This window comes from Desulfobacula phenolica (assembly GCF_900105645.1).
GTDB classification, from domain to species: domain Bacteria; phylum Desulfobacterota; class Desulfobacteria; order Desulfobacterales; family Desulfobacteraceae; genus Desulfobacula; species Desulfobacula toluolica.
In genome coordinates, this window is the sequence record NZ_FNLL01000001.1 from 471,076 (window position 1) to 486,044 (window position 14,969).

The 14,969-nt window shown below is 39.7% G+C and carries 13 protein-coding genes; 8 read left to right on the plus strand and 5 right to left on the minus strand.

The annotated features are described in order from the left end of the window. Positions 1–16: 16 nt before the first annotated feature. Genes BLT94_RS01975 through BLT94_RS01985 form a run of 3 tightly spaced genes read left to right on the plus strand, consistent with a single transcriptional unit; the run spans position 17 to position 3,128 of the window. A complete protein-coding gene (locus BLT94_RS01975; protein ID WP_175530242.1) occupies positions 17–2,533 on the plus strand; it encodes an intermembrane phospholipid transport protein YdbH family protein in 2,517 nt (838 codons plus the stop codon). A 14-nt stretch (positions 2,534–2,547) separates the two neighbouring features. After that, positions 2,548–2,748, plus strand: a complete 201-nt coding sequence (locus BLT94_RS01980; RefSeq protein ID WP_014956978.1) for a YnbE family lipoprotein — start codon at positions 2,548–2,550, stop codon at positions 2,746–2,748. A gap of 8 nt (positions 2,749–2,756) precedes the next feature. Beyond that, positions 2,757–3,128: a YdbL family protein gene (locus BLT94_RS01985; RefSeq protein WP_092229895.1), complete on the plus strand. Its 372-nt coding sequence runs from the start codon at positions 2,757–2,759 to the stop codon at positions 3,126–3,128. A gap of 87 nt (positions 3,129–3,215) precedes the next feature. On the opposite strand, the gene BLT94_RS01990 is transcribed toward BLT94_RS01985, so the two are convergent. From BLT94_RS01990 to BLT94_RS02000, 3 genes are all read right to left on the minus strand, one after another. Beyond that, a complete protein-coding gene (locus BLT94_RS01990; protein ID WP_175530243.1) occupies positions 3,216–5,375 on the minus strand; it encodes a PAS domain S-box protein in 2,160 nt (719 codons plus the stop codon). A 206-nt stretch (positions 5,376–5,581) separates the two neighbouring features. Then, on the minus strand, positions 5,582–6,880 hold the full coding sequence (locus BLT94_RS01995) for an amino acid ABC transporter substrate-binding protein (RefSeq protein WP_092229899.1): 1,299 nt from the start codon (positions 6,878–6,880) through the stop codon (positions 5,582–5,584). Positions 6,881–7,020: 140 nt separating this feature from the next. Next, positions 7,021–8,787 carry an acyl-CoA synthetase gene (locus BLT94_RS02000; RefSeq protein WP_092229901.1) on the minus strand — a complete coding sequence of 589 codons (1,767 nt, stop codon included), beginning with the start codon at positions 8,785–8,787 and terminating at the stop codon, positions 7,021–7,023. A 294-nt stretch (positions 8,788–9,081) separates the two neighbouring features. Between BLT94_RS02000 and BLT94_RS02005 the strand changes: the two genes are divergently transcribed. The 5 genes from BLT94_RS02005 to BLT94_RS02025 are packed head-to-tail and all read left to right on the plus strand — an operon-like array spanning position 9,082 to position 12,429. Beyond that, positions 9,082–9,858, plus strand: a complete 777-nt coding sequence (locus BLT94_RS02005; RefSeq protein ID WP_092229903.1) for a DUF4198 domain-containing protein — start codon at positions 9,082–9,084, stop codon at positions 9,856–9,858. Between the two features lies 1 nt (position 9,859). Further along, a complete protein-coding gene (gene cbiM / locus BLT94_RS02010; RefSeq protein ID WP_092229905.1) occupies positions 9,860–10,465 on the plus strand; it encodes a cobalt transporter CbiM in 606 nt (201 codons plus the stop codon). Further along, positions 10,462–10,938 carry a hypothetical protein gene (locus tag BLT94_RS02015; protein WP_092229907.1) on the plus strand — a complete coding sequence of 159 codons (477 nt, stop codon included), beginning with the start codon at positions 10,462–10,464 and terminating at the stop codon, positions 10,936–10,938. The genes cbiM and BLT94_RS02015 overlap by 4 nt, the downstream gene beginning before the upstream one ends. Position 10,939: 1 nt before the next feature. Beyond that, the gene (gene cbiQ, locus BLT94_RS02020) at positions 10,940–11,695 is read left to right on the plus strand and encodes a cobalt ECF transporter T component CbiQ (RefSeq protein WP_092229909.1); all 756 of its coding nucleotides are present in this window, start codon (positions 10,940–10,942) and stop codon (positions 11,693–11,695) included. A 2-nt stretch (positions 11,696–11,697) separates the two neighbouring features. Further along, positions 11,698–12,429: an energy-coupling factor ABC transporter ATP-binding protein gene (locus BLT94_RS02025; RefSeq protein ID WP_092229911.1), complete on the plus strand. Its 732-nt coding sequence runs from the start codon at positions 11,698–11,700 to the stop codon at positions 12,427–12,429. Positions 12,430–12,630: 201 nt separating this feature from the next. Here the strand turns inward: BLT94_RS02025 and BLT94_RS02030 are convergent, their stop codons facing one another. Beyond that, the gene (locus BLT94_RS02030; RefSeq protein ID WP_092229913.1) at positions 12,631–13,056 is read right to left on the minus strand and encodes a hypothetical protein; all 426 of its coding nucleotides are present in this window, start codon (positions 13,054–13,056) and stop codon (positions 12,631–12,633) included. A 177-nt stretch (positions 13,057–13,233) separates the two neighbouring features. Then, complete coding sequence (gene recJ / locus BLT94_RS02035; RefSeq protein WP_092229914.1) at positions 13,234–14,943, minus strand: single-stranded-DNA-specific exonuclease RecJ; 1,710 nt, start codon at positions 14,941–14,943, stop codon at positions 13,234–13,236. Positions 14,944–14,969 lie beyond the last annotated feature (26 nt).

Consider the following 14,969-nt stretch of genomic DNA (forward strand, 5'->3'; position numbering starts at 1 on the left):
CTTCCTGGTTTTTTTTATGGTTTTGTTTTTTGTTTTCCTCAATCTTCCCCATATTGTGGAACCCAAAATCAAAGAAAAATTGCAGCAGGTTTTAAATTCCAAGGATATAGAATTTGATATACAAAAAATAGGCTTTTCAAATACTGTTATTTCCAAAATTCGCATAGGCAAAGGGATTTTTATTGATTTGCTTAATATTGATTATGGATTTTATGATTATGATATCAAATATTTGCCTGGTATTAATTTGCCGTCCATTCATTTGAGTGAAATGACCGTATCGGGATTAAATGTTCATGCAAGTCTTGATGATAATAATCAGTTTGAAATTCATGGATTTACGATTCCCGGCACCTCAAAAGATCAAACCAGACAGCCGGATACATCGTTGCTGTCTTTTTTGCCAAAAAAAATTGTCTTGCAGAATGCTAAAATTATTTTACACGCATTTGATGATGAGTTTTTGATTCCTTTTGATGTGTTGTCCAACCTGAGCGCAACAGATGAAAAAATATTTGTCCGGGCTTTATTATATCCTTTTGGCGAAAAACTCAATATTCGTATTACCTATGATCTGCATAAGGGGGTTGAGTTTTTAAAACTTGAAGGCAACTCATTTGACTTAGAGCATATGAACACATTGCTCTTCCAAAAAACAAAAGGTGTTCAATTAAAAGGTCCGGTTGATTTTAAGCTGGTATCATCCTCACCTAAAAAGAAATGGGATATGCATATTTCCCAAGTTGTTGTCGGGCAACCTGTTGAGATGTCTGTTACTGATGTTGCCGCCACTTGTTTGATTGACAACAAAAAAATAAGTGCGGGCGGCACCTTTAATATTGACTGGCCTATGCTGCCGCTAACCCGGATGCAATACTCTGTGACACTTGATTTGAAAAAAGATCATAAGTTTGATGTGACACTTGAAAACAGTAAAATACAACATTGTGAATTTGCACATGGATCAACTCTTGTGGATATCAAACAGCCTGAATTTAAAGCCGGGTTCAGTGGTACGCAGTCAAAAGGGAAAGGTAAAATAAGTCTTGATTTGAAACAAGGCCGCATTCAAAATCAAAAACAGGAACTTGCTTTTGCCGATACAAAACTATCGTTGGATATTGATGTCGATCTTACAGGTAAAGGAAAAGGTTTAAGCTCAAAATGGATGCTTGCGGCAAACAAGGTCAAAATCAAATCGGATTTAGTGCAATCAGCCTTTCCTTTGGCAGAGGGGTCAGGAGTGTTCTTTTTTGACAGGAACAACATCCCTTCCGGTAATATGATATTAAAGGCTTCCAAAGGCAACCTGAGATCTTCAAAGTTTAAGATCAAAGCTTCGGGGATTGATTTTAAAATTCCGATCCATTATCCCAATACCGGTAAAAGGTCGTATGGAACATATTTTATACCGGCAGTTTCATACAATAACCAGTATAACTTCAGCACAAGAGGCAGAATTATTCAAACTGATTCAAAAGAGTTCCGTGTCAGCGGAGGTCTTGACTTTAAGACAGTGAAGGATGTAACAGCTCAATTCAACTCAATTGTAGGGTTTGAAAAAGAGCTTTGGGCATCACTGGATTTTAAAATAAATCCTGTTAAATTAACTTATGAGGATATTAAAAAAATGATTCCTCAAAAGCTTGACTCCGCCGATATTGAAGTAACGGCCTGGGCCAATGGAAAGGCTGATTATAGTAATCGTCAATTAAACACATCCATGCAGGTGAAAATAAATGATGGTAAAATTCATATGCCGGATATGAAATTTACTGCAACAGGTATCAATACCACCGTGGATTTCAATGACCTGCTGGTGCCGGAAACTGTTCCGGGTCAGATGTTAACCATCGATTCAATTGAAGCGAACAAGATCAGAATATCGGATGCAAAAATTCGATTCAGTCTGGAAGATGCCAGTTCTTTGCTCATTGAAAACATCCGGTTCAAGTGGTGTAACGGCCTTGTTTCATCGGAATCCATACGGTTTCCCCAGAAGAATAATGCCTATTTTCTAACCCTTTATTGTGATCGCCTGGAATTGACACAACTGTTAAAACAGATGGGCTTGTTTAATTCCCAGGGGACCGGCACATTAAATGGACGAATTCCCGTGATTTATTCTGACGGGAATATTGCATTTGACAATGGGTTTTTATTCTCAACTCCGGGAAGTGGGGGAAAGGTGATGATTGAGAATGCCGGCAGGATTACAGCGGGTATTCCAATGGACAGTCCGCAGTTTGTGCAACTCGATATTGCTCAGGAAGCTTTGAAGGATTTTGATTATAAATGGGCAAAACTTATATTTAATTCATTTGAAGACATGCTTTATGTGAATATGGAGCTTGATGGAAAACCGTCGAAACTATTACCCTTTGAATATCGAAAAGAGTTGGGAGGATTTATCCGGGTGGATGCATCAAGTCCCGGATCAAGTTTCCAGGGAATAAAACTGGATGTGAATTTAAATCTTCCCTTTAATGAAGTGATGAAATTTGGTAATAAATTAAAATCAATCCTAAATTAAAAAAAGGAGAGCGTATGTCCGGAAAAGTTTTTTTCATGGCATTGTTCATTGTTCTTTTTGCCTTTGCAGGGTGTCAGTCAAGCCATGAAATTGAGGTGAAGCCTGTTGAAATCAAGCCCATTCACATTACCATTGATGTGAATGTCAGGGTTGAAAAAGCCCTTGATGACTTTTTCGATGACCTTGAAGCGGCTGAAGATGAAATAAAAGAATAGGAGAAAGTATGAATATGCGCAATATTTTAAAAATATATGTTTTACTGATGGTCTGCTTTTTTATATCATTCCAGGTTGCCTTTGCAGCCGGCATTAAAGAAAGAATGAAACAGCGGCTGCCTGCAATTACAGGTTTGAAAGCAAAAGGCATTATAGGAGAAGATAACAGAGGCTATCTTGGATTTGTCACCGCTGCCAGGGAACTGGAAGATGTTATTGCCGCTGAAAATCAAGACAGGAAAGCCATTTACACTCATTTTGCAAAACAGCAGAATACTTCACTGGAAGTTGTTGAAAAAATTCAGGCCAAGCGCAAAGCAGAAAAGGCAGACCCGGGAGAATTTTTTCAAAATCAGGATGGATCATGGCACAAAAAGTGATTTCAACAATAATTTTGACGATCTGAAAATTTGATGATTTGAAAACGGCAGGGGTTGATCGTGTCGTTTTATGCACCGGGTTCCCGGCTATATTGGCAGGCGGATTATAAATTTGGCCCCGGAACCGGGTGTGGATTCCACACTCATTTCTCCTGCATGGTTTTCAGTGATGATAAAATAGGATACGGACAGCCCCAGGCCTGTGCCGATCCCCACAGGTTTGGTGGTGTAAAATGGTTCAAACACCCGTTTGCAGGTTTCTTCATTCATTCCCGGGCCGTTGTCCTGTATTGTCATGGAAACCATTTTTCGCTTTTTTTCAAAGCGTGTTCGGACAATAAACAAAGGGTTTGGGGTTTGATTCTCCTGCATGGCCTGGGCACCGTTGCGCAGGATATTGAGAAGAACCTGCTGAATTTTTGCCCGCTCACAGGGGACAGGTGGTACAGTGTCATCATACTCTTTTTTAATCTCAATCATTTTAAAATCATAATGTTTTTTTAAATCAAACTCAGTGGCTGCAAGCTCCAGGGTTATGTCCAGGAGTTCCGAAAGAGAATGTGAAGATACCTGAGTGTCGCTTTTTCTGGCAAAACTTAGCATGTTATTGACAATAGCCGCCATCCGAGCGCCGGATTCGTTAATAGTTTTGATCATGCGCAGAATGCCTCTTTTTTCCATAAATGCCTTTATATCATCCATATGAATACCTATTTCTTCTGCAGCACGCATGTTGGCCGGTATCTCAATATTGGTAAGGCGTTTGCTCATTACATCTGCTGTCTGCATCATACCTGCCAGGGGATTGTTGATCTCATGGGCCATGCCTGCGGCAAGTCCGCCTACGGAGAGCATCTTTTCCGATTGTACCATCATCTCCCGGGTTTTTTTACGTTCATTAATATCCCTGACAACTGACAGCATCCTTTCTTTATTACCGATTTTTGAAAACTTGAGATTTATTTCCGTCCAGAATATGTCTCCGTTTTTTTTCTTTGCCTGCCATTCAAATATATGCGATCCTTCCTCCACTGCCTTTTTTGTTTTTTCATCAATACCTTTCTGATCATAGGGAGGAATTCCTGAACTTATATCTGTAGCAGTGCATTTCAATAGTTCTTGTTTTTCATAGCCAAACATAGTCAATCCAGACATGTTTACATCAAAAAACTTGTTTTTTTCATTGTCTAATATAAATAAGGCATCACTGGTGGCGTTGAATATTTCCCGGTAATTGCGCTCACTTTTTGCAAGTGCTGATTCTGCGCGCTTTTGATCTGTGATATTGCGGGTTATCCCAAGAATGCTTGCAGGTTGTAGGTGTAAGTCAGGTAAAAATTTTATATTAATGCTGGTCCAGATTGTTGTACCGTCTTTGCGGTATTGTTCTATTTCAAATATGGTGGACTCCCAGCCCTCAGGATCACCAGATTCAATACTTTTTAGTTTTTTTTGATGCAGGTTTGTTGCCTTTTTGAATGAGTCGGGAGGCATTATGTCCTTTGGCGTTATTTTCATTGCTTCCTCAACGGTATATCCATTTTGTTGATGGATTGAAGGGCTGATATAGGTGAAAACAAAGTTCATATCCATTGTCCATATAACGTCTGAAACGTTTTCTGCGATTAATCGGTAACGGTTTTCTGCTTTCTCTTTTTCCCTTGTTCTGTTCATGATGGATGAAATCATCCTCTCAAAAGCAATGGACATCACCCCGATTTCATCTTTTGTTATTGAGATGTTGTATTTTTTTATTTTGTCAAAAAGAGTCGGCAAGGAATCATGTCCATCATTTTTCATTATCTTGCTGACTTTAATAATGGGCATTACAATCCATTTGTTGGTAAAACAATAAAAAACAAGACTGGTGAGGGCAATGGCAATGATAAAAGAACCGAGAAAATACAGAATGTTTTTTTCCAGTTGTGTTTGAAGATATTCTTTTGTAACTCCTATTCTTATAAGCCCTATATGGCGGTCTTCAACATTTAGATGTGTGATCAGTTCATAATCATTTTTATTTGTCTGCAGTTCGGAAATGGTTTGATTTCTGGACAGGTGGACGATTTTTTCGATATCCAGGTGATGCGCTGGAAAGTTTCCGACGCAAGCTATTATATTTGCTGTGTCATCATAGATTTCAATATAAACAATTTCTTGATTTTTTCTATACAATGTTTCAATGGCCGGGCTAATTCTATCATATGCAATGGTGCTTACAACGGGATCAACACATGAAATTTCCAAAAGATCATGTATTAAGATAGATTTATTTAATAGGCTATTATCATAATCATTTTTTTCAATAAAATAATATGAAACTATAATAATAAGAAATAAAACAGTTGTTGAAAAAACGTGTAAGATTAAAATTTTATCAAACAGACCTGTGCCTCGTTTAAACGTGCTATTTTGCGTAATCCCTTTGTCTTGTTTCATATGAGCGGCTTTGTTTAATATTTGCTGTGAAGGGGATAATTGATGGTGCTTTCAGATGCTTGCGGGGGCCATATGGTTTTTGTTTTGCCCTGTTGAATTTGCACAAGCGCCATTTGATGCCCGATATTCATTCCCCTTGAATTATATTTTATCCGTCCATAAAATATTTTTACATCCATATTTCTGATGTTGTTTATCAGTTCTTTTGAATTCAGGGCAGTACATTTTTCCAGGGCCAGTTGAAAAATAACCCCGCTGGCACTTGATGTGGCATTCTGTTGGCTGGGCTGTCGGCCGTATTTGTCTTTAAATTCTTTTATATAATCCCTGGGTGTGCCGAAAACAGGTCCATTAAATGATTTTTTGGGAGCCCATTGTGCAATACCGATCATCCCTTCTGACGCGTCACCAATATCCTGAACATAATCTGTTTCAGAAGGACCAATGGTCATGACCACTGCTTTTGGTTTCAGTTGTTTTATTTTTGACAATTGTCTGCTGAAGTTCACGGCATCCTGATAATGGCTGGTTAATATTATAATATCAGGTCTTTTTAACGCCATTGTCTGTAAATAGGGGGTAAAATCATCTGTTTGCTTGTCAATGATTTGATAATAGACTTCTTGAATTTTTTGTGCGGCAGCCCATATTCGAACCCCTTTGGCCGCACTTCGGGTGAATAGTTTATCCGGGGATATCAGAGCATATGTTTTGGGAGCTGGCCTGACCTGTGATATCAGATTAAAAAAATCTTTAAACCACCAACTGGCCGAGGTTTGAGTTGCAAATGTAAAATGCTGGTTTCTGGTAAAAATAGAGTCTGACACACCTCCGGACGCTATCATAATGATACCGTTTTTTTCCGTTATTTGACTGGCGGCAAAATTAAATTCACTGGAGAACGGCCCTAAAATAAAATCAACATTATCTTCTTTTATCAGCCGGGTTATATTTTTTTTTACGGTTTCAATGTTACTCTTGTCATCATAAGACTTAATGTTCACCCGGTATGACCGGGTTCCAATTTTAATGCCCCCGGCTTTATTTGCATGCTCCTGCCATAGCGTGTAACCTTGAATCACATTGTTACCTTCTACGGAAAACCGGCCTGTTTTTGAAATTGAAACACCAAAATCAATTGTTTTTCTGCTCAAAGGGTTTTCAAGTGGTGAAAGCCTGTCATCAGCAGAAAAGCAGGTATTGTGAGATATTATTCTATTTTCTGTGGGATCAGTTGGTTTTCGGCTTAAAAAAATAAGAGTGGAGCCCAGGGCTATGGCGATAAAAAATAAAAAAAATATTTTTTTTTGCATTCATGCCTCCGGGGAAAAGATTTTATGAATAACATTCCATGGCAACAGGGTAGGGTATGATAATCAGTCCAGCCCAATAATGCAATGGAAAGATTGTTTTCCAAGGAAGAGTGTGCCGGACTGACAAAGTTTTTGCTGATTTATTTGTTTTTTGAACTTAACTCGGGAAAATCCCAGTAAAAATATTCGTTGGGGCTTGTTTCTTTTTTGTCTTCCAATCGTGCGAGTTCCTGCTCTCTTAGCTCTATTCTTCTTATTTTGCCGCTGATGGTCTTGGGAACCTCCGGAACAAATTCAATGATCCTGGGAATTTTGAATTTGGCAAGAATTGCAATGGTGTGTTTAAACAGATCCAGGGCCAGTTCCCTTGTAGGTTCAAATCCCTTATTCAGGATAACATAGGCTTTAACAAGCTGGTGTCTTTTTGGATCTGGTGTTCCGATAACAGCGGCCTCACCAACGGAAGGATGCTCAACCAGGGCGCTTTCAACCTCAAAAGGACCCACACGGTAGTCCGAGGACTTGATAACATCGTCTGCCCGGCCTACAAACCACCAGTACCCGTCTGCATCAAATGATGCGCGGTCCCCGGTATAGTAATAATCGTCAATAAACACCTGATTCATTTTTTCAGGGCTTCCAATATATTCTGTAAACAGGCCTTTGGATTTGAATTTATCCAGTTTTACAACAATATGACCGGGCTCGTCAGGGGTTAAAATTTCATTTCCTTCGTCATCAATCAGGGCAACATCGTACATAAACGACGGATATCCGAATGATCCGTTACGCATTTTTCCTGTCATCCAGGGGGGATTGCCAATCATTGCCGTAGATTCGGTCTGTCCGTAAAAATCACGGATTTCAGTGCCGATGAATTTTTTCCACTGGATGATAACCTCCGGATTGAGGGGTTCTCCCGCACTGATGGACTGGCGCAGACAGGACAGATCATATGCTGATATATCCATATTAATGAACATTCTCCAGGCAGTGGGCGGCGCACAGAATGTTGTTATTTTGTGTGTTGCAACAGCTTCTAAGTACAGGTTTCCGTCAAGGGTTGTAAAATTGAATCCTGTTGCAGCCGCACCAACATTCAAGGGGGCAAAAAAACTGCTCCATGCCCATTTGCCCCATCCCGGCGCACTGAGGTTGTGGTGGATATCATCCGGTTTTATCCCGATCATTACGGATGTGGACAAATGCCCCACAGGATAAGAGGTTGCGCTGTGTCCAACCCGCTTGGGAAGCCCTGTGGTTCCGGAAGTAAAAAAACAGAACAACAGGTCATGGGATTTTGTTCTGGCAGCATCTGCTGTAGATGATTCATTTTCAATATCGGCATAACTTGTCCATCCCGGTTTGGTGCCAAGTACGATTTTTGTCTTGGGGGTGATCCCGGTTACGGTTAAGGCCTCATCCATCAAATCGGTAAAAGACTGATCAGCGATGATAACATCCGGTTCATATGTTTCAAATCTGTATTGCAGTTCCCTCATGGTCATGGTCGTAGCCGTAGGCACTGCCACAAGGCCGCCTTTTATGCCGGCATAAGTTGCAAACCAGGTTTCAGGGACAATGGGAACCATCATGTACATATTGTCGTTTTGCTTCACGCCTGCATTTCGAAGATAGTTAAGGCATTTGTTTCCGTTTGCTGAAAATTCTTTGTATGTATAACGCTTTGTCTCCTTTGTAACAATATCCGTCCAGAGCAGTGCCAGGTTTTCTCCTCTTTCTTTGACATGTATATTATCAAAAACTTCTTCAACCCAATTAAAATATTCAGGGAACTCCATGAAATTTAATTTTTCAAAGAATGCTTTGGCAGCCTTTTCTTTTTGTTCATTGTCATCCATCTGGTTGAGTTCCATGACCGCTCTGTAAAATTTTTCCATTTCCATAAAATATTCCTGCAATTTTATTGTTTCTTTATAAGTTAAAAAATTTTTTCTTTATAGCATCTTTTTTAAAGGGTGTATTTAATAAATTTATATTAACAGGGCTTTGTATCCTTAAGAACAGAGGTTTATTGTTTTATCCGTTGACATTTGGATCATGAAAGGATAAGTAAAACCAACCTCAAGCAGAAGCTTGAAAAAAATATTTTTTAATAAACAATTTAAACCATGAAGGTTGATTTATCGGCAGGATAATGCCGTCACCTTTGTGGTTTTTTTATTTTAAGGAGAGTTTAAATGAAATTTTTAAATGTGATCTGTTCAACTGTTTTAATGTTCTTTTGTTCTTTTGGGTCGTCATATGCTCATTTTGGAATGGTTATACCATCAGACAATATGGTCATGCAGGATGATTCCAGACAAGTTGATATCCAACTGTCTTTTTCCCATCCTTTTGAAATAGTTGGAATGCCGCTGGTCAAGCCGGAAAATTTTTTTGTGGTCAAAGATGGCAAACAACAGGATTTGAATGAAAAACTTCAAGCAACAAAAGTTATGGACCATGACGCCTGGAAGACAGGGTATGCCATTAAAAGACCCGGGGCCTATGCCTTTGTAATGGAACCAAAGCCCTATTGGGAACCGGCTGAAGATTGTTTTATTGTTCATTATACCAAAACCATTGTGGCAGCCTTTGGTGATGATGAAGGATGGGACAGTGAACTTGGACTGAAAACTGAAATCGTGCCGTTGTCCAAGCCCTTTGGTCTGTATGCCGGAAACGTGTTTCAGGGGATTGTAAAGCTGGATGGCAAAGTTGTGCCATATGCAGAGGTTGAAGTGGAATATTATAATAAGGATAAAAAAGCCCACGCACCAACAGATTATATGGTGACTCAGGCCGTAAAAGCCGACGGCAACGGAGTGTTTACTTATGCCGCACCGATTGCAGGATGGTGGGGTTTTGCAGCGTTAAACACATCCGATGAAAAAATGATGCAGGATAACCAACAAAAAGATATAGAGTTGGGCGCGGTTTTATGGGTAAAATTTGAGAATTGGCAGGAAAAATAAGATGCATATTTCAGAAGGCGTTCTTTCCGGTCCGGTATTGGCTGCCGGTGCGGCAATAGCCATTGCCGGAACCGGTCTGGGACTGAAAAAAATCAATTACGACCGCATTGTTCATGTGGCTATCCTGGCCTCCTCCTTTTTTGTGGCATCACTGATACATGTGAATATCGGACCGGCAAGCGCCCATCTGATCCTAAACGGAATTGTGGGATTGCTGCTTGGATTTGCAGCATTCCCGGCAATCCTGACGGCATTGCTGCTTCAGTCCATTCTTTTTCAATATGGCGGACTCACTGCATTAGGGGTTAATGTTGTGGTGATGGGTGTGCCGGCCGTGCTGTCCCATTATCTTTTTTTGCCCCTGCTGGGAAAATCATCAAGGTTGACTTTTGCCGGTGGATTTTGCGCAGGGTTTTTCTCCATATTGTTGTCATCCCTTTTGTTGGGCGGGGCGTTATGGTTCACGGACAAAAATTTTTTTGAAACCAGCCTGACCATTATCATGGCTCATATTCCCGTCATGATCATCGAAGGAATTGTAACCGGCTTTTGTGTGGCATTCCTTTTAAAAGTTTACCCTGAAATTATACCGTTGAAGAAAAAATGAAATTAAAAAACACACTTATTTTAGCCCTTATTTTAGCGATAATTCCTGCAAGCCGTGCCATTGCCCACAAGGTGATCATTTTTGCCTGGGTGGAAGATGGAATGATTCATACTGAGAGCAGCTTTGGCTCGAAAAGAAAGGCCAAAGACTGCACAATAACGGTTGTTGATGAAAAAGACATGGTTGTTTATACCGGGAAGACCGACCAGGACGGAAACCATGTGTTCAAGATTCCTGAAAATATTGATTCAGATCTTATTTTAAATCTTGATGCGGGAACCGGTCATAAGGGACAGTGGCGACTGTCCAAAGATGAACTGGTTGCTGTTCCTTCACCTGTGGATATCCGGACAGCCATGGATGAAAAAGAAAAACTGGAAAAAAATCCGTCTGCGTTTAAGATAATCGGGGGCATTGGCATTATTTTTTTGCTGGCTCTGGGTATAAGGCTTTTAAAAAGGAAAGCATCCTGAAATGATAGAAGAAAAATTTGCAGCAGGCCGGTCTTTTATCCACCGGCTGGATCCCAAAATACGCATCATTGCTTCGATTGTCTTGTCTGTTGCCACAGCTCTTTGTGACAACTTAAATCTTGCAATGATTTATTTTGGTATTTCAATGATTTTAATTGCAATGGCAAGATTGAATCCGGTTGATGTTCTCAAACGGTTAAAACCCCTTTTCTGGTTTTTGTTGATGATCTGGATCATTCTTCCGCTAACCTTTGACGGAGAGCCCCTGTATCAATATTATGGCTTGAAAATAACACAACCCGGTGTTCTATTGTGCTGCAAGATCACCATCAAATCCATCACCATATTGCTTTTTTTTACAGCCCTTATTGCCACAATGACCATAGCTTCCCTTGGAAACGGACTTCATAGAATTCATGTGCCTGATAAGATGGTTTTTCTGATCCTGATGTCCTACCGGTACATATCCGTTATTGAGGCGGAATACAGACGGCTTTTGCGGGCGGCTAAATTCAGGGGATTTCAACCCGGAACCAATCTGCATTCCTATAAAACATTTGCTTATCTGGCCGGTATGCTTTTTGTCAGGGCATCTGTCAGAGCCCAGAGAGTTTATCAGGCCATGTTGTGCCGTGGATTCAATCAAAAATTTCATACCCTTGACGTTTACCCGTCAAATAGATTAAACTCCAGCTTTTTAATAATTGTATCTGCGGCAAGCTTAAGTCTTGTCATAATTGAAATTATCTGGGTTTAACAGTGAATGACAATTCAAGCGTAATCAAGTTAGAAGACATTTGTTTTTTTTATCCCGGCTCAAATGAAAAAGTTTTGGATCACCTGAATCTTGAGATCAATAAAGGTGACAGGATTGGGATGATGGCTCCCAACGGGTCAGGCAAAACAACTTTGCTGCATACGATCATGGGGCTTTGCAAACCTGATTCCGGAACAATAACAGTGTTTGGTAATGTGTTAAAAAATGAAAAAGATTTTTTACCGGTTCGATCCAAAATAGGTTTGTTGTTTCAGGATTCCGATGATCAATTGTTTTGTCCGACCGTGCTGGATGATGTGGCATTTGGGCCGTTAAACCTTGGCTTTTCACAACACGATGCAATTGAAATTGCAAGAAAAACCCTTGAAAGACTTGGAATTCCGTCTTTTGAACAAAGCGTGACCCATCGGCTGTCCGGCGGACAAAAACGGCTTGTGGCACTGGCTGCAGTGCTTGCCATGGAACCTGAAATCCTGTTGCTTGATGAACCTACTGCCGGCCTGGATAATATGGTTCAAAAAAAATTAATCCACATTCTCAATGGTCTTGATATATCTTACTTTGTGATTTCACATGAGTTCGATTTTGTTAAAGCAGTGACAGATAAAATATATTCCATGGAAAACGGCAGAATTTTAACTGATGATAAAATTCACATCCATCGTCATGAGCATATTCACAAACATGGTAAGCAGCCCCATATTCATGAATAATGATTAATTTAAATTAATTATTATTTGCCATGAAGGGCTTGAAGATCATTAATAGCCTTTGGCCGGAAACAACTTTTTGTCCTTTGATTGTTCTTTTATTTGCATACCTAACGGTACAAATAGGAGGGGGGTGAATACAAAGACATCAAATAAAAACAAATTTTATTTGGAAGTTTGATTTGAATTTAAAGTCGTGTCGGATCAGACATTGGACAGAATAGCGGTAAGTTCTTTTTGAATACAATAATAAATATCTTCATCACTGCCGTAAACATCAATAACATCTTTGTGATTAATGAGCTTCTCCACAATAAATGCTGTCAGATAAAGGCTGGCAATATTGGGATTTGAAATAAGGGTCCTCAAAGGTGCAATCATGTAATCAATATCAAAATCCTCTGCTTTGCAGAGCGTATCAAGACATCTTGCGATTTGATTTTCAATGCTTGATTTTGAGACGGTTTCAACCAGGCCGGTTTCAATAAGTTTCATGGACAGTTTATTGCTAAAAATATCTATGTTGTCCCGGATTGTATTGATGGTTTTGATTCTTTCCCGTTCTTTAGAGGATTCGATCTTTGAAAGAAGCTTTGCTTCCCTGTTTCCGGTATAAAAAATTTTAGCCATAAAATTATCCTTAAATTTTATAAGAAAGTCTTGAAAAATTAACACAGAGACTTTCAATTTTTGTTGTGGGCAACGCTGAATAAAACAGCAAATCTGCCCTTGGCAGTTATAAAAAAAAACATAAAATACCAATCTTTATTTATATAATAAAAACAGGTCATTTTTCAAGCAAAAAATCTAAAGGTCTTCGATAATTATCTGGGCAGCGTGTGTTTTGAATTTATTGATTTTAAGCTTAAAGGCAATCTTAGGGTAATAATCGGGCAGATTATCAGGATCACTGATGTTAAAATGAAAAGCTTCAACCAGATGCTGAGAAATGGAGCCTGCACTTTTAAGAATCATTTTTCTGTGGCTGTTTCCAATGATATAAGAAGAGGCGACACAGATATCTTTGCATATAAAAACCGGTTCCGGGTTGGCCATACCAAAAGGTCTTAACCTGTCCATCTCTTTGGCCAGATTAAAATTGATATCTTCAAAATCAAGAGTGGCGTCAATGGTCTTTGATTTGTGAAAATCTTTTTCAGAATAGAAATTTTCCATATGCCGGTTCAAGCTTTGACACAATGCCTTTAAATTGTCTTTTTTAACCGTAAGGCCTGAAGCCATAGCATGGCCGCCAAATTTTTCAAGCAGGTGTTCACTGTTTGTGAGTGCTTTGTGAATATTGATGTTATTGATGCTCCGGCCTGAACCAATGGCTTTTTTACCCGCGCTGGACAATAAAATTACAGGGCAATAGTGTTTTTTTGACAGTTTTGATGCGGCAATTCCAAGAACACTTGGATCCCAGTGGTCATCCCATAAAAAGAGAAGCTTTTTATTCAGCAAGCCCGGTTTTTTTAACAATCTGTGTTCTATGGTAAGGATAATTTCTTTTTCTATCTTTTGCCGTTTGAGATTTAACTGATCCAGAAGGGATGCGGTTTTCTCCGCATTGACAACATCTGTGCAGGTCAGCTGCGAAACACAGATTCTGGCATGAGATATCCTGCCTGCAGCATTAATTCTTGGGACAAGTTTAAATGAAATATCATCTGAATCAATTTTTTTCAGATCAACCCGGCAAATATCAGCAAGGGATTTTAATCCAAGCCTTGTTCCCTGTTTGATTTTTTTTAGCCCTGCAATACAAAGCGCACGGTTTTCATTGATTAATGGAACCATGTCCCCGATGCTTCCAATGGCAAACAGATCCAGATAGTCTATGAGATTGGGCTCCTTGATGTCTTCCCAGAATCCTTTGTCCCGTAAGAATTTTCTAAGTGCCATGACAAGAAAAAAGGCAACCCCCACACCTGCAAGGTAGTCTAATCCGGACCGGCAGTCTTTTCTTTTTGGGTTTACGACCGCCAGGGCAGCAGGCAGGTCAATCCCCGGTTCATGGTGGTCGGTTACGATTACGTCAATATCTTCCAGCTTGGCTTTGATAACGGCTTCGTGGCTGCTGACACCGCAATCAACCGTAATGATCAGGTCAATATCCTGATCCGATGCCATTTGAATATGATCTGTCTGAAGGCTGTAGCCTTCTTTGATGCGGTGAGGGATATACCATGACACATTGGCATCACAATATTCAAAAAAGTCACTGAGCAGGGCTGTGGAGGTCACGCCATCTGCATCAAAATCGCCGAAAATAAGAATTTTTTCTTTGTTTTCAATTGCAGTAAAGATTCTTTTCACTGCCTTGTCCATATCCTTTAAAAAAAAAGGATTGGTAAGATTTTCAACATTGGGGTTTAAAAAGAAGTTCGCATCTTCAATATTTGTAATTCCCCTGGCTGAAAGCATTTTTGCCAGAAGCGGGTGGCAGTTCAGACCTTTGGTTAATCGTTCGACTATTTCCCGGTCCGGTTCAAGATATTTGAGTATGGTATCCATATTAATTAGAAAGAATTTATATAAGT